This window comes from Sulfitobacter dubius (genome assembly GCF_900113435.1).
Taxonomy (GTDB): domain Bacteria; phylum Pseudomonadota; class Alphaproteobacteria; order Rhodobacterales; family Rhodobacteraceae; genus Sulfitobacter; species Sulfitobacter dubius.
The window spans coordinates 526,049-543,698 of sequence record NZ_FOPG01000002.1 but is presented as its reverse complement, the minus strand read 5'-3'; the positions used below and the strand labels follow the sequence as shown (position 1 = coordinate 543,698).

The following is a 17,650-nucleotide window of genomic DNA, read 5'->3' as shown; positions in this document are numbered from 1 at the left end:
GAGGCTCCGATGAGTGACAAACCCGCCACCCCCCTGCTTGATCAGGTCACCCGCCCTGCGGACCTGAAACGCCTGTCCGATGCCGAACTGACCCAAGTCGCGCGTGAACTGCGGGCCGAGACGATCTCGGCCGTGTCGGAAACCGGCGGACACCTGGGCGCGGGGCTGGGCGTGGTTGAACTGACCGTCGCGTTGCACGCGGTCTTTGACACCCCGCGCGACAAGATCATCTGGGACGTGAGCCACCAGTGCTACCCGCATAAAATCCTCACCGAACGCCGCGACCGCATCCGCAGCCTGCGCATGAAGGATGGGCTGTCGGGATTCACCAAGCGCAGCGAATCTCCCTATGACCCGTTTGGCGCGGCGCATAGCTCGACCTCGATTTCCGCCGCGCTCGGCTTTGCCGTGGGCCGCGATCTGGGCGGCGTGATCCCCGAAGGACTGGGCGACGCGATCGCCGTGATCGGCGACGGCGCGATGAGCGCGGGCATGGCCTATGAGGCGCTGAACAACGCGGGGCACCTGAAGAAGCGGCTGATCGTAATCCTCAACGACAATGAGATGTCCATCGCCCCGCCCGTCGGCGCGATGTCGAGCTACCTCAGCCGCCTCTATGCCGAAGCGCCATTTCAAGATTTCAAAGCCGCCGCCAAGGGCGCGGTGAGCCTGCTGCCCGAACCCTTCCGCGAAGGGGCCAAACGGGCCAAGGACATGCTCAAGGGCATGGCGGTCGGCGGCACCCTGTTCGAGAACCTCGGCTTTTCCTACCTCGGCCCGATCAACGGGCACGACATGGACCAATTGCTGCCCGTGCTGCGCACCGTTCATCAACGCGCGACCGGGCCGATCCTGATCCACATCCAGACGCAAAAGGGCAAAGGCTACGGCCCCGCCGAAGCCGCGCGGGATCGCGGCCATGCCACGGCCAAGTTCAACGTGGTGACGGGCGAGCAAAAGAAAGCCCCCTCAAACGCGCCGAGCTATACCCGCGTTTTCGCCGACAGCCTGCTGGCCGAGGCCGCCGAGGACGACAAGATCTGCGCTGTGACCGCCGCCATGCCCGATGGCACCGGCCTCGACCTTTTCGCCGAACGCTACCCCAGCCGCTGCTTCGACGTGGGCATTGCCGAGCAACATGGCGTGACCTTCTGTGCGGGGCTCGCGGCGGCGGGGATGAAACCCTTCTGCGCCATGTATTCCACCTTCCTGCAGCGCGGCTATGACCAAGTCGTGCACGATGTCGCAATCCAGCGCCTGCCGGTGCGTTTCGCGATCGACCGCGCCGGATTGGTGGGGGCCGATGGGCCAACACACGCGGGCGCATTCGACGTGGCCTTCCTTGCCAACCTGCCGGGTTTCGTGGTGATGGCCGCCGCAGACGAGGCAGAGTTGCGCCATATGGTCGCCACCGCCGCCGCCCATGACGAAGGCCCCATCGCCTTCCGCTATCCGCGCGGCGAGGGGCGCGGGGTCGAGATGCCAGAGCGCGGCACGCCACTGGAAATCGGCAAGGGCCGGATGATCCGGGAGGGCAGCAAGGTCGCGCTCTTGTCCTTTGGTACGCGGCTCGAAGAAGTTGAGAAGGCCGCCGAACAGCTTAGCGCCAAGGGCATCACCCCCACCATCGCCGATGCGCGTTTCGCCAAGCCGCTGGACCGCGATATGATCCTGAAACTGGCCGCCGAGCACGAAGCGCTCATCACCATCGAAGAGGGTGCGGTCGGCGGCTTTGGCAGCCATGTGGCGCAACTGCTGGCGGATGCGGCGGTCTTTGATAAGGGGCTTAAGTTCCGTTCCATGGTGCTGCCCGATACCTTCATCGATCAGGCCAGCCCGGCGGATATGTACGCGGTGGCGGGGATGAACGCGGAACAGATCACTGCCAAGGTGCTCGACGTGCTCGGCGTTGCTGATTTAGGCGCGCAGCGCGCCTAACTGGTGGCGGTCAGCACCAGCAGACCGCCCGCGAGCAGCGTGATCGCCACGCAGAGATAGCCCAAAAGCACGTAGAGCCCGTCGCGGGTGAACAGGCCGAAAACCAGCAGCGCCACGGTGCCAGCGCCGAGCGATGACATCATCGGAAGCACCTCCATAAAGGGCCAGCCGAAGGGGATAATTGTCACCACGACGAGCGTGATAAAACGCATTTTCCCTGTGGTCAGAAACTGAAGCCGAGGCTTGCAACGCCCGTCAACAAAGGCGCAGGGACGGCGCAGAAAACGCACGCAGCCGCTCAACCGATGGCCCGCGACCTCTCGCCGCAATAGAAACTGCGGCATCCATAACCTGCGCCGCCCGGTCACGGCCTGCACGGCCAACAGGATGATCGTCACCGCCGCAAGGGTTGAGACTCCGGGTATGCCCGACAGGGGCGAGACCAGCAGCAAGGCAACGATAAGGATCAACGGCGTAATCGAGCGGTCGCCGATCTCGTGCAACACATCGTTGATCGACACAGCTTCCTTCTCGGCCGCGCGCTCCATACTATCGAGTAGATGGGCCAAGGTGTGTTCGTCTTGACGCATGCAGAGCCTCAGGTTCAGTCATCCGACCCCAAAAGCGCGGCCAGACCAGAGCGGTAGTCGGGGTAGATCGGTTGCCAGCCCAACGCCGCCTTGGCATGATCGTTCCTCACCTTCTTGCTCTCTGCATAGAAACTGCGGGCCATGGGGGTCATCTCGGCCGCGTCGAAGTTCACCGCCGGGGGCAAGGGCAGGCCCAAAAGCTCGGCGGCATGGCCAATCACATCCTGCGGCGGCGCGGGATCGTCGTCGCACAGGTTATAGACCGCGCCGGGTTGCGGATTGGCCAGCGACAGTTCCAACGCTTGGGCGATATCCTCCACATGGATGCGCGAAAAGACTTGGCCCTGCTTGATGATCCGCCGTGCCGTGCCCTTGCGCACCTTGGCAAACGGCCCCCGACCGGGGCCGTAGATGCCCGCCAGCCGAAAGATATGCAGCGGCAGGTCTGGGATCGCGCCCCATGCGGCCTCGGCCTGCACCCGCGCTGCACCGCGTCGGGTTGAGGGGGCGAGAGGTGTATTTTCATCCACCCAATCGCCGCCGTGATCGCCGTAGACACCGGTGGTCGACAGATAGCCGACCCATCGCAGATGAGGGGCCGCGGCGGCGATTTCATTGTGCAGGTCCAACAGCACCGGGTCGCCCTCTGGCCCCGGCCCGGCCGAGACCAAGAGGTTAGGAACCTGCTGCAAAAGCGGGATCACATCGTCGCCGGGCCAAAGCATAGACTCCACCCCGGTCGCAGCGATTTCATCCAATTTTTCAGGGCTGCGGGTGGTCCCAATGATGCGCCAGCCTTGCGGGATCAGCCGCGCCGCCAATGCGCGGGCGCTATAGCCGTGGCCAAGTGATAGAAGCGTCTTATCCATGCCGTCAAAGTGGCCCACGCGGGCTCTGGTCACAAGCACCAAGCGGTGAATTTAATCTTTCAAAAGATCAATCGCCATATAGCCAAACTGCGGCCCGGCCCATTGCCGCGAGCGGCGGATTTTGCCTGTGCCAGCCTCTACCCAATAGTCATTGCTAAAGGTGGTCTCGCCATAGGCGCAGTCTTCGCGGAAGTGACGGGCCGACAGGCGCCGATCCACGATCTGGATCGTCTCGGACCCCAGATGTGTCACATCGCAGGCGTAGGGCACCGTCTGCGCCGTGCCATCCAGCCGGGCAAGCGTAATCAGCCGTTCGCCCCCGCCGCCCTGTCCGTCGCGCGCCGCGATCACCGTCTGAGCCTCAGCAGACCGCATGTCACCGCCCAGCCCCTTGGTGCCCACCAGAACGCCTTCCCGCAGGATGACCTGTATTTGATCGGACGATTGCCAGACTTCGACCGTGCCAGGTGTGCCATCGGATCGCTGAGCAACCCGCTGGAGGAAGTCTTGCAACCCTGTCTTTTCGGGCACCACCTGCAACACCGCGCCGGGCGTCTTATCAAGCAGCGCACGGGTCACGGTGACCTTGCCTTTGGCGGGTGCCTCTGGCCCCGTGCGGGCCTTGAGAATGGTGAACAGCGTGCTGCCCGCGCTGAACAGCGGACTGCGTTCCGCTTCGCGCCCGCCACCGGCACAGCCGGTCAAAGCAAGGCTGGCGATCAGAAGGAGGCCGGTTGCAAGATGCTTCATTCCCAGACCCTCGACCATTGATCTTCTAATGCGTTGCGGTGGCCACTGCGCACCTGTTCATACAAACGACCCGGCACTTCAAGCCGCGCCCCGCCATCGCGTTGGATGGGCCGGATCGTGGTCGAAACGCTGCGCTTGTCCGGTTCGCCAAGGAACCAACCGATTGGGATCGTCAGGTTGATCCCTTTGTCAAAGGAGCCTTCGCCGAAGTCATCAGCCGAAACATCCGTGATGGTGAAGAACCCACCGACCTTCCAGCCGTTGGCGAATTCGCGCGTCAGGGTCACCGTCGCGCCGACGTCCCCTGCCAGATAGCGGCCTACGTCCAACTGCCCGTGATAGCCGCCGCCCATCTCGTAATAGGCCGATACATGGCCCGTCGCGACGCTGTAGTCGAGAAAACCCAAACCGCCATCATAGTCGCGTTGCTTAACGTAGTTTGCTTCAACCCCAAGGGCGAGGTTGCTGCTCACCGGCTTCCACAAAAGCTCAGCCGAGACGCCGCCGAACATCCGCTCCAGATAGCCCGCTGAGACCCGCGCATATAGATCGTTTCCGGCCTTCCATTGCTTGCTTACATAGGCGTTGTCGATGAACGTATCGCCTTCGTTCGCATAGCGCGGCCCATCGGTGCGAACATGTGGCAGAACGGAATTACTTTCTTGGGATTTATCGCCGACATTGCCAAACAAGCGATGCTTTAGTCCGCCCGCGATCGTCCAACCCGGTGCAGGTCGAAAGGCCGCCGTGGCCTCTATGCCGCCATCAAGGCGAACCGGCTCTTCCGGGTCGAAATAGCTGGGGGATACATAGGGGCCGATGGACCACGCGAAATCGGGATAGAGGTCATCATTCTCTAGAGCATCCGGAAGGCGCGGTGCCGCCTCTCCTATGCCGGCCACGGCCAAAAGCGCATCTGCCGCCTGCGGATCATATGCCAAAGCCTCAAGGTCGGAACGCCGCACGGTCACCGCCGATTGCGCCAGCCCCCCTTCGACCAGTACGATGCGGAACGTCTCAACCGATGCGGGCAATACCCAAGCCAAGGCCCGCGCAGCACGGCCCACCGCGACCGCCGGAGCCTGATACTGATCGTTGCGCAGTCGCAGCTCGGCCTGCGCGGAATCAAGCTTTAGCGCCACCAATGATAGATCACTGGCAGCCAAAACCTCTTTGACCTGATCGCGCAGGCTGCGCTGCTGGTTGGTGCTCGCAGCCCATTGCGTATCCCAAGCTGCCGGGGATGCCGCGCGGTTTGGCCGTACTTTCAGCGGTGCAACGGGGGTAATCTTAACGGGATTAAGCGGTTTGCGGGGGTTTAGCTGGTATTGCAGGTTAACCCCAATTTCCGATCCATAAAGGTAATAGGCGCCCAAGCGCAGCCCATCGGAGTATTGGTACTCTGTGCCGAAGTTGAACTGGGATTTGCGCGTAAAAATCTCGCGCGAGCCGTCTTCGGTTTCATAGGCGTCGGAACTGTATTCTGCTTTGACGGTCCAGCGGTCATTCACCGCCCACTCAACCCCAGCGAACGGGGCAGCCTCCCCGCGAAACCACTGATCGAATGAGGGTTCGCCCCCCGTATCGCCCGCATCAAACGCCCCGCGGTTGCCACCGAAAGGCGTGCCGATGCCGCCGTGACTTCCCAGACGTCCCCAGCCCAAACCGCCGGTCACCTTGATGCTGCCGGGCAACACTGTGTTGTCAAAGCTCTTGGTGGCGACGACATATTCGCCAGCGTAAATGCCGGTGCCTGCAAAATCTTGCAGGCCGACGGTGATCGCGGGCCAAAAATCGTCTTCTTTCTTCAAAAGGTAGCGGACGTCAAAGCTGCGGTCGCGGTAGGTGTCAAAGTTGCTGGGAACAACGTCGTTCCAATCCCGCAGCCCAACATAACGGAAACTCGCCGATAGGCGCGGTGTGGCCTGAAAGGTAATCGTGCTGCGGGTCATGCCTGCAAAGCTTGATACGCCGACCGTAAACTGCCCATCTGGCAGCGCATGAGCAGTGGGCATATCAACCAAGCCCGGCGAGCCATAGAAGTTCAAAGAAGGCCGGTCTGGAGTTTCGAATATGTGGTAGGTCGGGTCGGCCAGCGCGATGCTGGGCAGCGCCACGCCCGCCAATAGCATAGACACTGCAGGGCCACGGCGCAGCTTGCGCGTTCTCAATTCCGTCCCATGATCCACGAGCCGCCCCTTACCTGCACTATTTGTTGCCCTGATTTGGCACGGACGCGGCCTGCAAATCAATGTCTGTCCCGCCGCTCATTTGTTGCGCCGCAAATGCGCGGCAATATCGCGACATGTATCGCCCGGTCAGGAGGACTTTCTCAGGGCCTCTGGCGCGGCAAAGCCTTCGACCCAGCGATAAACCACCTGACGGGCCAAATCCTCATCGTTAGCGACAAGCGCTTCGCGCAGATCGCGCAGGACCGAGGCGATTTCAAGTTCGTTCAACCCATCTTCCCGAGCGGAGTAGATCTTGGGGTGGGCCGTGTTAAGAAGCACACCGCTGAGCGTCAGTTCCTCGGTCATCTTTTCGCCGGGGCGCAGGCCGGTGATCTCGATCTCAATATCGCCATCTGGGTTATCTTCATCCCGCACAGTGTAACCGGCGGTTTCGATAACCTGACGGGCCAGTTTGAGGATGGGAACAGGTTTGCCCATGTCCAGAACAAAGACCTCCCCCCCCTGAGCCAAGGATCCGGCCTGCAACACCAGGCGCACGGCCTCTTCGACGGTCATGAAATAACGCGCCACGCCACGGTCGGTCACTGTCAACGGTCCGCCCCGGCTGACCTGCTCTTGAAACAGCGGCACGACAGACCCAGATGACCCCAGCACATTACCAAAGCGCACCATGGAAAAGATGACGCCAGCCTCGCCACCATATTTGCGTGCCATGTCTTGAATGACGAGTTCAGCAAGCCGCTTGGACCCGCCCATGATATTCGTCGGGCGCACGGCTTTGTCGGTCGAGATGAGGATAAAACGTTCCACACCCGCGCGGGCGGCCTGTTCGGCCAATGACTGCGTGCCCAGTACATTGTTCACCAACCCAGAAAGCGGGTTCGCCTCGACCAGTGGGACATGCTTATAGGCTGCTGCATGGAGGATCACATTGACCTTATGCTGCGACAATACTTTGCGCAGTTGCCGGGAATCGGTCACTGTGCCCAAGACTGAAACGATCTCGATGTCGCTGTCTTCGGCAAGCTGACGGATTTCCATGTCAGCGTTATAAAGCGCAAGCTCACTCAGTTCAAAAAGGACCAATTTGGTCGGACGGCAGAGCAATACCTGACGGCAAAGTTCAGACCCGATCGAGCCGCCTGCACCAGAGACAAAAACCACCTTATCTGCATAGCTGCCCACCCCTTCATCAATCCGAGAGGCGATCTCATCCCGGTTGAGAAAGCGGCGCGGTGCCACGGGAGAGAGTTTGTCGACCAAGGCTTCTTCGCCGATCAATTGGGCGAATGAAGGAAGGGTCTGCACCTCAAGCCCCAGCTTCTCCAACCGCCGCGCGATCTGCGCCTGCTTCGGCGTGCTCAGCGACGGCACGGCCAACAGCACGCGGTCGATTTGCTTTTCAACGACCAGCTCAGCAATGCCCAGCGGAGAGTAAACCGGAAGCTTGGACACGTTGAGCCCTTGCAGGCCGATATTATCATCGACAAAGGCGATAGGTTCGATGATTTCATGTCCACGCAGCGCCGACACCAACTGCGTTCCCGTGGTGCCCGCGCCATAGATCAATACCCGGCAGCGCCCGTCTCCCAAACGATAGATTTTCAGCACGATGTGCAGCAGCACTACGCGCGAAAGCACCACGAGGGAGAAAAAGATCGCCCCGAACATAATGTGCACGCCGAGCGGAAAATCGAGCTCCAGAACAGACGCAGAAAGTAGGGAAACGGCAGATAGGATTGTCGCCAATATTGCCGTGCTTCCGACCGCTGCGGTCTCATAGGCGTTCAACTGGGTGCTACAAACCCCAAGCCGGATCGAGACAAATATACCGACGATTACAGTGACTGGCAGAACCGGGGCATAGCCGCCCAGAGTGTCGAGGAAATGTTCGGGTAGTCCGCGTACTGCCAAGGCAAAAATAGTCGCACAAACGATCAGGAGCGAATCCAGCGTCAGCATAATCATACGCTTTTGCCGTTTGGTCAGCGACTTGATAATGCTCAGCATGCGCCGTTCCCTTACTTGCGACTATTTCTGCGAGCGCACGGCGCTCGGAGCGCGACGTTAATGTCTAACGTCCATGCATCCCCTAGCGCATAGCATCAAGCACGAAATATACTACCTGTACGCGTTAAATCCTTAAACGAATCTACAACTGCTTAATTATGCAGCACACAATGCCATGGTTTCCTTGGAAAAACCAATTCTTTAACATTTGTGACCAAAGATGCGCCACATTCTCACCCCGGCGTCACCCCCGCTTGAACAGATTCCCAATCGTTTGGAACACCAAATCAAAATCGTAACAGGTGCTTTGGTGGCGCTGGTAAATCAGATCAAGCTGAGCTTTGCGCGGCACACAGATTAGACTGTATATCCTATCCGTCTCTTCTGGCGTTTCGCAGCGCGAAAGAAGTCGCTCTTCATGTTTGTGAAAGCGGATCGTGGCCAAACCAGTCACGCCGGGGCGGGATTTAAGGACGTCGGCGTAAACTTTGGGGAAACGCTCCACATACTCGCGCAGTGGCGGGCGCGGTCCAACAAAGCTTAGATCGCCGCGAAGAATGTTCCAAAGTTGTGGAAACTCATCCAGACGCCGGGCCCGCAGCCAAGCCCCGGTGGGAGTGATCCGCCCGTTTTTGTTGCCACCTGACACGCCTTGATCCTTGTCGACCACTGTCATCGTGCGCAGCTTCCATAGCTTAAAGCTCTGCTCAGGCGTTTTCATCCGTTCGGCCACGTGAAACAGCGGCCGCCCTTCTTTCAGCAGCAGCCAGACAAGCAACCCCAGCAGGATCGGTCCAAGGATGATGACCAGCAAGCTGGCAAAAAACAGATCGAAGATGCGCTTGCGCCACGTCATAGAAGGGTCTTCATAGTTTTTTCATATCCTGCTGCCATTCACTTACCAATCCGGCGGGCGTTTGGTTTTCTGGCGCAAAATCGACATGGCGTTCAAGTGTATTCGTATCGAGCCGCACCTCTGGAATGGCAGAGGCAGGTGCGGGTTTGGGCTGCCAATCCAGCCCCGCCGCATCCAATAGTGCACCCATCTGTACCGCGCCGGGGGCGGCGATATTAAGAATGCGCGGCAGCCCCTCTACAAAACAGAGATGATGCATCACCCGCGCCAAGGTGATCGGCCCGATATAACTGCGGCTTGGCGTACGTCCATCAGGGAACCGATCAATTCGCATCTCTGGCTGCCAGCCGCCCAGGATCGCATCCGCGCCAGCGACATTTCCGATGCGAAGGATGGTCACCGCTGCGGCGGCGGATGCTTCCAGCAGCGCGCGCTCCATCGCGAGTTTCTGCTTGCCGTAATCTGATACCGGCATGCAGGTCACATCCTCGGTCAATGGTCCTTCCCCCGCGCCGTAAACCGCCGCCGAAGAGGCCGCTAGAAACCGGGGCACGCCGGCGGACTCCGCCAAGTTCAAGGCGCCGAGGGCGAGGCTGATGTTATCATTCAACGATGCCCCGCTTGCCCCCGCCCGCGCCGGGGTTATGCCAGCCAAGCAGATAATCGCCTGTGCCCCGCGAGCGGCAGCGATTGCCGCATCGCTGGGCTGCTCCCCGATTGCGGGCAAGTCAAACTGCACAAAACCGGGCAAAGATTGCCGAGATTGACAGCACAGCGTGTCATCAGCAGGCCAGTGGCGACGCAGCATGCCCCCTAAGCGTCCCGTCGCCCCGATCAGCAGAACCTCGCCAAATCCCTCAGCTCTGCTAGAAACCTTACCACTTTTCGTAATCATTGACGCCATGGGTTCAGTCACTATCCTGCGGGACGAGAATTTCAAATGAGGGCTGGGGGTCACAACATCCTTTGCAACCCGCCAGTTAACGCTGCATACAAGCACAAATACTCCGGTCAACCGGCGAAACACCAGAAAGCGATTGCGCATTTTATGAAGTACCTGAGCAAGCTTTTCCTCGCGGCCCTGATGGCACTTTCGCTGGCAGCATGTAGCAACCTACCACGTGGCGCTGCGATCCAAAAAGAAGTCACTCAAGAGGCGACAACGCCGGATGCCGATATCGCCGTCTATCCCGTGACCCGCGCTTTTCTGCCCAGCGTCGCCCAGTGGCCTCGTACCGGGGATGCCCGGCATGGCTGGATTGGGGCAAGCCGGGGGTCAAACGCGCAGGTCATCCGCCCCGGTGATCGGTTGGACGTGCTGGTTTGGGACAGCGGCGACAATTCATTGCTGACCTCTCCGACCCAACAGATGGCCACGCTGCCGGGGATCCGCGTCTCGGAAAGCGGGACGATCTTTATGCCCTATATCGGCAAGGTTCAGGTTTCTGGCCGGACCCCGGATTCGGCGCGGCAATTGCTTCAGCGGAAATTGGAAACAATCATTCCATCCGCGCAGGTACAGCTGGCCATGACCGAAGGCCGTGGCAACTCCATCGACCTTGTGGGCGGCGTGAATAGTCCCGGCAATGTTGTGATGCCAGATAACAACTTCTCGGTTCTTGCGGCCATTTCCGCAGGCGGAGGGGTACAAAGCAGCATCGAAAACCCGCAGGTCAAACTGGTCCGGGGCTCGAACATCTATAGCACCTCCATTGATCGACTGTATGAGAACCCAAGCCTCGACACACGCCTGATCGGTGGTGACAAACTGATCGTCGAGAAAGATCGGCGTTATTTCCTGTCGCTGGGTGCCGCAGGGAGCGAGGCACAGTTTCCCTTTAACCGCGATGATGTCTCGGCGTTGGATGCGCTAGCGATCATTGGGGGCGTGAACGATTCCCGTGCCGACCCCGAAGGCATCTTGATCCTGCGCGAATACCCTGCCAGCGCGGTCAGTGCCGGCGTGCGCGGCCCACGCCGCACGCGGGTTGTTTTCACGCTTGATCTGACAAGTTCTGACGGGCTTTTCTCGGCCCGAAATTTCCATATTCAATCCGGCGATCTGGTACTGGCGACCGAGACACCTCTATCCGATACACGCACCATTCTCGGCATCGTCGGATCGGTCTTTGGCCTTGTGAACACAGCCGGAAACCTCTGAAACCAAGCTCAGCTGATCTGCTTGTCCTCGGGTACCAGCGCGTTAATCTGCGCAAGGTGCTCGGGCAGGCAGCGGGTCAGAAAATCATAATTTTCGACCACATGCGTCCGTGCAGCCGGGCCGAGATGCGCATGAGCCTGAGGATTGGCCAGCACATCGACCACCTGCGCGGCCAAGGCATCAGGATCAAAGAAATCCACCAAAAGCCCGGTCTCTCCATGGGTCACCGCTTCGCGTACCGGGGCCACATCAGCGGCGACGATCGTCGCTTGCATCGACATGGATTCTAGCAGCGACCATGACAGCACAAAGGGCATCGTCAGGTAGATGTGGCAGCGACTGATCTGCACAAGTTTCATGAAATCAGGGTAAGGCACTTTGCCCACGAAATGCACCCGCTCCCAGTCGATGGTATCGCCCAGTTCCGTTGCCATCTCTCCGCGCAGCCCGCCGGGGTGGTCGCTTTGCTTGCCATAGGACACTTCATTGCCGCCGACGATCACCACCCGCGCATTGGGTCGCTCGCGCAGGATACGCGGCAAGGCACGCATCATCGTATGAAAGCCCCGCGTCTTTTCCAGATTGCGCGCCACATAGGTCACAATCTCATCGTCGCGCGTCACCGGTTGCGCCAACCGCCCCAGCCTTAGACTGACATCCGGGTTCGGCAGCAACTGATCGGTGCGGATACCATCGTGACAGACATACAGCTTGCGGTGAAAACTTTCCGGGAAACGATCACGCTGCCAATAGGTCGGGCAATGGCCCAGATCGACGGTTTCTATATTCGCCAGCGGCACAAGGTTGCGCGCGTGATTCAGATAGGGCGCATGGGCCGAGATTTTCTCGGCAGGGTCAAACCCCACCATGCCGCCGGTCATGTTATAGTAATATTCGAAATAGCCGATGATCGGCACATCGTGCCAAAGCTGTTTGAAAAAGCTCAACTCCCCCCAGCCAATATGGCCGATTATAATATCGGGACGAAAGCCTTCTTTCTCTTCGATCTGCTGCGCGGCCATGACCGCCCCAAATCCATTGCCTGCGGCCTCTTCCCAGACGGTTGACAGACCGTAGGCTTTGGCGTCCGGCCGATGATGCGAACGGTAGACACGGGTTTCGACCCCCGAAAGCTTTGGCGCGTTTTGACGTTGGGTGAGGAAATAAATGCGATGGCCGCCCGCTTGGGCCAACCATTGCAGCAATTCCCGGTACTGACCGGGCATGTTCTGATGCACAAAGAGAAAATTCATCCGACCGTCCCGTCATTACCTTGGCCCACAGTTAGCCCCAAGCGTCGCGCTCTGGCAACATGTCGCGCCTTTTCCTCCTGCCCGCCCGCTTGAACCTCCCCCGCCCCTATGTCACCTTTGGCCATGACAGATAAAACATTCCCCTCTTGGCCCGATGTGGCCGCGCAATTGGTCGAAGTCGCCGCCGGACGGCGCCCCGCTGACACGATCATCACCCGGGGCATCTGGGTAAATGTGCACACCCGCGAATGCCTGCCCGATCATGACATCGCCATTGCCGCCGGGCGCATCGCCTTTGTCGGACCGGATGCCAGCCATTGCCGTGGCGACAACACCCAGATCATCGAAGCAAAGGGCCGCTATATGGTCCCCGGACTCTGTGACGGGCATATGCATATCGAGAGCACCATGCTCACCCCAGCCGAGTTCGCCCGCGCCGTGATCCCGCATGGCACGACATCGGCCTTCACTGACCCACATGAGATCGCCAATGTGCTGGGCCTGAACGGCGTGCGCATGATGCATGATGAAGCGCTGATGCAACCGATCAACATCTTCACTCAGATGCCCTCTTGCGCCCCCTCTGCACCGGGGCTTGAGACGACAGGCTTTGAGATCACCGCCGAGGATGTGGCCGAAGCCATGGCATGGCCCGGTATTATCGGCTTGGGCGAGATGATGAATTTCCCCGGTGTCAGCAATGCTGATCCGCAGATGCTGGCCGAGATTGCAGCGACGCAACGCGCGAATAAGACCGTTGGCGGGCATTATGCCTCCCCCGACCTCGGCCCCGCCTTCGCCGCCTATGTCGCAGGCGGTCCGGCGGATGACCACGAAGGCACCTGTGAGGCCGACGCCGTGGCGCGGATGCGGCAGGGGATGCGGTCAATGATCCGGTTGGGATCGGCGTGGTATGACGTCAAAACCCAAATTACCGCGATTACCGAAAAGGGCCTCGACCCGCGCAACATGATCTTGTGCACCGATGACAGCCACTCCGGCACCATCACGAACGAAGGGCATATGAACCGGGTGGTGCGTCATGCCATTGATTGCGGCTGCGACCCGTTGATTGCCTTGCAAATGGCAACGATCAACACCGCCACCCACTTTGGATTAGAACGCGAGATCGGTTCGCTGACACCGGGCCGCCGTGCCGATGTGATCCTGTCGTCGGACCTTAAGACACTGCCCGTCGAAATGGTCATTGCCCGTGGCGAGGTTGTTGCGGAAGACGGCGAATGCCGGGTCGATTGCCCGCATTACGACTGGCCCGATACGGCACGCAGCACCGTCAATATGGCCCGCGACCTTGCGGCTGAGGATTTCGACATCCCCGCCCCCGAAGGCGCGAACGCCGTCACCGCCAATGTAATCGGTGTGGTCGAAAACCAAGCGCCAACACGTGCGTTGAAGTTTGAACTGCCGGTCACCGAAGGCCGGGTGCAGGCCACGGGCGAGGTCTGCCAGATCGCGCTGGTCGAACGCCACCGCGCCACCGGCACAGTCACCAACGCTTTCGTCTCGGGCTTTGGCTACGAGGGGCGCATGGCGATGGCCTCTACCGTGGCGCATGACAGCCACCACATGATCGTCGTGGGCACCGATGCCGAGCAGATGGCGCTGGCCGCCAACCGGCTGCGCGAGGTTGGCGGCGGCATCATCATTTTCCGAGACGGCGAAGAATTGGCGCTTGTCGCCCTGCCCATCGCCGGGCTCATGTCGGACCGACCCGCCGCTGAGGTCGCCGCCGATGCGGAAGCGCTTGTGCAGGCGATGATCGACTGCGGGTGCAAGCTGAACAACGCCTATATGCAGCACTCGCTCTTGGCGCTCGTGGTAATCCCAGAGTTGAGGATTTCGGACCTTGGGCTGGTCGATGTGCAGAAATTTGAAATTATCCCATTGTTAGAGCCGCAAACATGACCACGATCCTGACCCCGGATACCCCGAACCCCGAAGAGTTTCGCGATGCCACCGCCGCCGTGGACCGGCTGACCGAACTGTACACCAACGCCACCCAGTTCCTGCGCGATGGCTTTGCCAAAGCGATGCAGACCACGGCGCCCGAGGCCCGCATTCGCGCCTTTTATCCTGAAGTGCGTTTTCGCACTTCCTCCTATGCCCATGTCGATACGCGGCTGTCTTTTGGCCATGTCTCCTCTCCCGGCAGTTTTTCCGCGACGATCACCCGGCCTGATCTGTTTCGGAATTACCTGATCCAGCAGATTGGGCTGCTTATCGAAAACCACGACCAACCGGTGATTATCGGCCCCTCCAGCACGCCGATCCCGGTGCATTTCGCCATGGGCGGCGATAATGCCATGAATGTGCCGCAAGAGGGTGCCGCCGATTTCACCCTGCGCGATGTCTTTGATGTGCCGGATCTGAGCACCACCAACGACGATATCGTAAACGGCACCTATGTTCCCGAAGATGATGTGCGCCCGCTTGCGCCCTTTACCGCGCAGCGTGTCGACTACTCGCTCGCTCGGCTAGCGCATTACACCGCCACGGACCCCGAGCATTTTCAGACCCACGTTCTTTTCACGAACTACCAGTTCTATGTGACAGAGTTCGAGCAATACGCCCGCACCATGCTGCGCGACCCGGAGAGCGGCTACACGTCGTTCGTCTCAACCGGCAATGCCGAGATCAGCGACCCCGACGCGCCATTGCCCGAGACGCTAAAGACCCCGCAGATGCCGACCTATCACCTGAAACGGGCGGATGGCTCTGGGATCACGCTGGTCAACATCGGTGTCGGCCCATCCAACGCCAAAACAGCGACCGATCATATCGCCGTGCTGCGCCCCCATGCGTGGTTGATGGTCGGCCACTGCGCCGGGCTGCGCAACACGCAGGCTTTGGGCGACTTCGTCTTGGCGCATGGCTACCTGCGCGAGGACCACGTTCTGGATGACGACCTGCCGGTCTGGGTGCCGATCCCGGCGCTGGCCGAGATCCAGATTGCACTCGAGCAGTCGGTGGCGCAGGTCACCCAGCTCGAAGGCTATGAGCTGAAGCGCATCATGCGCACCGGCACGGTCGCCACGATCGACAACCGCAACTGGGAATTGCGCGATCAATCCGGCCCGGTGCAACGCCTCAGCCAGTCCCGCGCCGTGGCGCTGGATATGGAAAGTGCGACCATCGCCGCCAATGGCTACCGTTTCCGCGTGCCCTACGGCACGCTGCTATGCGTTTCTGACAAGCCGCTTCATGGCGAGTTGAAACTGCCCGGAATGGCCTCGGACTTCTATAAATCGCAGGTTGCACGGCATTTGATGATCGGCATTCGCGCCATGGAACTGTTGCGCCGCATGCCGCTAGAGAGAATTCACAGCCGAAAATTGCGTTCCTTCGACGAAACTGCGTTCCTGTAAGGCTAAAAACAGCGGAAAATCGCATGTTTTCGCGTTTAGAGCGCCACAATTCGTTGTGTTATCCCACAACATACCGTTACATTCCGGCCATGAGGCCCTAAAAGCGGGCAGTCTAAGGAGAATAAAATGGCAAAACCGATGACCAAGACCCAGCTCGTTGCTGCTCTGGCAGAAGAGATGGACACAGACAAGAAATCCGCAGGCGCAGCGCTCGACGCCGTTTGCAACCTGATCACCCGTGAAGTGTCCGCCGGCGGTGCCGTGACCCTGCCGGGCGTTGGCAAAATCTATTGCCGTGAGCGCCCCGAGCGGATGGTCCGCAACCCCGCCACTGGCGAGCAGTTCAAGAAAGACGCCGACAAAGTGGTCAAGATGACCATCGCGAAGGCGCTGAAGGACAGCGTGAACGAGTAAGCCTTTGGCTGATTGTTTGCGAAAGGGTCGCCCTCGGGCGGCCCTTTTTTGTTGAGGGTGGTGAGGGAAAGCAGCTTCGGCTTGATACCAAACTCAGCAGAGGTCGCAGTCATAGTACTGCATCTCTATCATCCCGTGAATTAGTGATCCGAGGGCCATCGCCTGCGGCTTGACTCCGGGCTGGGGTGGTATTTTCTACCGTCTTACCACCTTGTCCTCCTCCCACAAACCCGCCATTGCTTAGCAAGTTCAGCACAGGAGGCACCTCATGGACATCCGCGCAATTCTCATGGGTCTGGCCTTTGCCGTGATGTGGTCCTCGGCCTTCACCTCTGCGCGGATCATCGTCATGGACGCCTCACCTCTGCTGGCCCTGTCGCTGCGCTATCTGATCTCCGGCCTGATCGGCGTCGGCATCGCGTTGGCCTTGGGGCAAAGCTGGCGGCTCACCCCCGCGCAATGGCGGGCGACGATCATCTTCGGCGTGCTGCAAAACGCGGTCTACCTCGGCCTCAATTTCATCGCCATGCAGACAATCGAAGCCTCCCTCGCCGCAATCATCGCCTCCACCATGCCGCTGCTCGTGGGCTTTGCCGCATGGGCGTTTCTGGGCGAGAAGCTGCGCCCTTTGGGCGTCATGGGGCTGTTTGCCGGTGTCATCGGCGTCGCCATCATCATGGGCGCGCGCCTCGGCGGGCAGGTCGACCTCTACGGTCTCATCCTCTGCGCCATCGGCGTGGTGGCCCTCACCGCCGCCACCCTGCTGGTGCGCGGCGCGACATCGGGCGGCAACTTCCTCATGGTCGTCGGCTTGCAAATGCTTGTCGGCTGCGTGGCCCTCTCCATCGCCACCCTGCTGTTCGAGACACCCCGCATCGACCCGAGCCTGCGCCTGACTCTCGCCTTCGCCTATACCTGCCTCGTCCCCGGCCTTGCCGCCACTGTGGTCTGGTTCTGGCTGGTCAACCGCATCGGTGCGACCCGGGCGGCGACCTTTCACTTCCTCAACCCGTTCTTTGGGGTTGCCATCGCGGCCCTCCTGCTGGGCGAAACGTTGGGGCCGCGTGACATCCTTGGCGTTGCGATCATCGCGGGCGGCATCCTTGCGGTGCAGATTTCGCGTCAACGAAAGCGGTGAGCTGCCTCACGCCGCTGTTACCGCGCCCGCGCAAACCCTTTGAATTTCACCGCCACACCCCATCTAATAGGCCAAGCCCATGAATGGAGGACG

Annotated in this window: 14 protein-coding genes; 6 read left to right on the top strand and 8 right to left on the bottom strand. The window is 60.2% G+C overall.

Annotated elements, in window-relative coordinates; translation table 11 throughout:
- The first annotated feature begins 9 nt into the window (after positions 1-9).
- Positions 10-1,938 carry a 1-deoxy-D-xylulose-5-phosphate synthase gene (gene dxs, locus BM229_RS11320; protein ID WP_093927738.1) on the top strand — a complete coding sequence of 643 codons (1,929 nt, stop codon included), beginning with the start codon at positions 10-12 and terminating at the stop codon, positions 1,936-1,938.
- On the opposite strand, the gene BM229_RS11315 is transcribed toward dxs, so the two are convergent.
- The 7 genes from BM229_RS11315 to BM229_RS11285 all read right to left on the bottom strand — a co-directional run bounded on the left by BM229_RS11315 (position 1,935) and on the right by BM229_RS11285 (position 10,100).
- The gene (locus BM229_RS11315; RefSeq protein ID WP_093927737.1) at positions 1,935-2,528 is read right to left on the bottom strand and encodes an exopolysaccharide biosynthesis protein; all 594 of its coding nucleotides are present in this window, start codon (positions 2,526-2,528) and stop codon (positions 1,935-1,937) included. The two genes, dxs and BM229_RS11315, sit on opposite strands and share 4 nt — an antisense overlap.
- 14 nt (positions 2,529-2,542) lie before the next feature.
- Positions 2,543-3,397 carry an SDR family oxidoreductase gene (locus tag BM229_RS11310; RefSeq protein WP_093927970.1) on the bottom strand — a complete coding sequence of 285 codons (855 nt, stop codon included), beginning with the start codon at positions 3,395-3,397 and terminating at the stop codon, positions 2,543-2,545.
- Between the two features lie 51 nt (positions 3,398-3,448).
- Entirely contained in the window at positions 3,449-4,147 is a 699-nt protein-coding gene (locus BM229_RS11305) for a YjbF family lipoprotein (protein ID WP_167360239.1), read from the bottom strand.
- Positions 4,144-6,336: a YjbH domain-containing protein gene (locus tag BM229_RS11300; RefSeq protein ID WP_244152158.1), complete on the bottom strand. Its 2,193-nt coding sequence runs from the start codon at positions 6,334-6,336 to the stop codon at positions 4,144-4,146. Before BM229_RS11300 ends, BM229_RS11305 begins: the two co-directional genes overlap by 4 nt.
- A gap of 129 nt (positions 6,337-6,465) precedes the next feature.
- A complete protein-coding gene (locus tag BM229_RS11295) occupies positions 6,466-8,349 on the bottom strand; it encodes a polysaccharide biosynthesis protein (RefSeq protein WP_093927735.1) in 1,884 nt (627 codons plus the stop codon).
- A 244-nt stretch (positions 8,350-8,593) separates the two neighbouring features.
- Entirely contained in the window at positions 8,594-9,205 is a 612-nt protein-coding gene (locus tag BM229_RS11290; RefSeq protein ID WP_093927734.1) for a sugar transferase, read from the bottom strand.
- 10 nt (positions 9,206-9,215) lie between these two features.
- Positions 9,216-10,100: an NAD-dependent epimerase/dehydratase family protein gene (locus tag BM229_RS11285; protein ID WP_276326642.1), complete on the bottom strand. Its 885-nt coding sequence runs from the start codon at positions 10,098-10,100 to the stop codon at positions 9,216-9,218.
- 153 nt (positions 10,101-10,253) lie between these two features.
- Here BM229_RS11285 and BM229_RS11280 point away from each other — a divergent pair, with 153 nt between their 5' ends.
- The gene (locus BM229_RS11280; RefSeq protein WP_093927732.1) at positions 10,254-11,366 is read left to right on the top strand and encodes a polysaccharide biosynthesis/export family protein; all 1,113 of its coding nucleotides are present in this window, start codon (positions 10,254-10,256) and stop codon (positions 11,364-11,366) included.
- An 8-nt stretch (positions 11,367-11,374) separates the two neighbouring features.
- On the opposite strand, the gene BM229_RS11275 is transcribed toward BM229_RS11280, so the two are convergent.
- Positions 11,375-12,619, bottom strand: a complete 1,245-nt coding sequence (locus tag BM229_RS11275; RefSeq protein ID WP_093927731.1) for a glycosyltransferase family 4 protein — start codon at positions 12,617-12,619, stop codon at positions 11,375-11,377.
- A 123-nt stretch (positions 12,620-12,742) separates the two neighbouring features.
- On the opposite strand from BM229_RS11275, the gene ade reads away from it, so the two are divergent.
- From ade to BM229_RS11255, 4 genes are all read left to right on the top strand, one after another.
- Entirely contained in the window at positions 12,743-14,545 is a 1,803-nt protein-coding gene (gene ade, locus BM229_RS11270; RefSeq protein WP_093927730.1) for an adenine deaminase, read from the top strand.
- Positions 14,542-16,005, top strand: a complete 1,464-nt coding sequence (locus BM229_RS11265; RefSeq protein WP_093927729.1) for an AMP nucleosidase — start codon at positions 14,542-14,544, stop codon at positions 16,003-16,005. Before ade ends, BM229_RS11265 begins: the two co-directional genes overlap by 4 nt.
- A gap of 126 nt (positions 16,006-16,131) precedes the next feature.
- Positions 16,132-16,419, top strand: coding sequence for an HU family DNA-binding protein (locus BM229_RS11260; protein WP_007118569.1), 288 nt, complete (start codon positions 16,132-16,134; stop codon positions 16,417-16,419).
- Positions 16,420-16,687: 268 nt separating this feature from the next.
- The gene (locus tag BM229_RS11255) at positions 16,688-17,557 is read left to right on the top strand and encodes a DMT family transporter (RefSeq protein ID WP_093927728.1); all 870 of its coding nucleotides are present in this window, start codon (positions 16,688-16,690) and stop codon (positions 17,555-17,557) included.
- Positions 17,558-17,650: the final 93 nt, after the last annotated feature.

Bases quoted from the DNA above. Each gene is read 5' to 3' on its own strand.
- BM229_RS11265 (WP_093927729.1), top strand. From the start codon at position 14,542: ATGACCACGATCCTGACCCCGGATACCCCGAACCCCGAAGAGTTTCGC.
- BM229_RS11295 (WP_093927735.1), bottom strand. From the start codon at position 8,349: ATGCTGAGCATTATCAAGTCGCTGACCAAACGGCAAAAGCGTATGATT.
- BM229_RS11315 (WP_093927737.1), bottom strand. From the start codon at position 2,528: ATGCGTCAAGACGAACACACCTTGGCCCATCTACTCGATAGTATGGAG.
- BM229_RS11290 (WP_093927734.1), bottom strand. From the start codon at position 9,205: ATGACGTGGCGCAAGCGCATCTTCGATCTGTTTTTTGCCAGCTTGCTG.
- BM229_RS11310 (WP_093927970.1), bottom strand. From the start codon at position 3,397: ATGGATAAGACGCTTCTATCACTTGGCCACGGCTATAGCGCCCGCGCA.
- BM229_RS11285 (WP_276326642.1), bottom strand. From the start codon at position 10,100: ATGATTACGAAAAGTGGTAAGGTTTCTAGCAGAGCTGAGGGATTTGGC.
- BM229_RS11305 (WP_167360239.1), bottom strand. From the start codon at position 4,147: ATGAAGCATCTTGCAACCGGCCTCCTTCTGATCGCCAGCCTTGCTTTG.
- BM229_RS11275 (WP_093927731.1), bottom strand. From the start codon at position 12,619: ATGAATTTTCTCTTTGTGCATCAGAACATGCCCGGTCAGTACCGGGAA.
- BM229_RS11260 (WP_007118569.1), top strand. From the start codon at position 16,132: ATGGCAAAACCGATGACCAAGACCCAGCTCGTTGCTGCTCTGGCAGAA.
- BM229_RS11255 (WP_093927728.1), top strand. From the start codon at position 16,688: ATGGACATCCGCGCAATTCTCATGGGTCTGGCCTTTGCCGTGATGTGG.
- dxs (WP_093927738.1), top strand. From the start codon at position 10: ATGAGTGACAAACCCGCCACCCCCCTGCTTGATCAGGTCACCCGCCCT.
- ade (WP_093927730.1), top strand. From the start codon at position 12,743: ATGACAGATAAAACATTCCCCTCTTGGCCCGATGTGGCCGCGCAATTG.
- BM229_RS11280 (WP_093927732.1), top strand. From the start codon at position 10,254: ATGAAGTACCTGAGCAAGCTTTTCCTCGCGGCCCTGATGGCACTTTCG.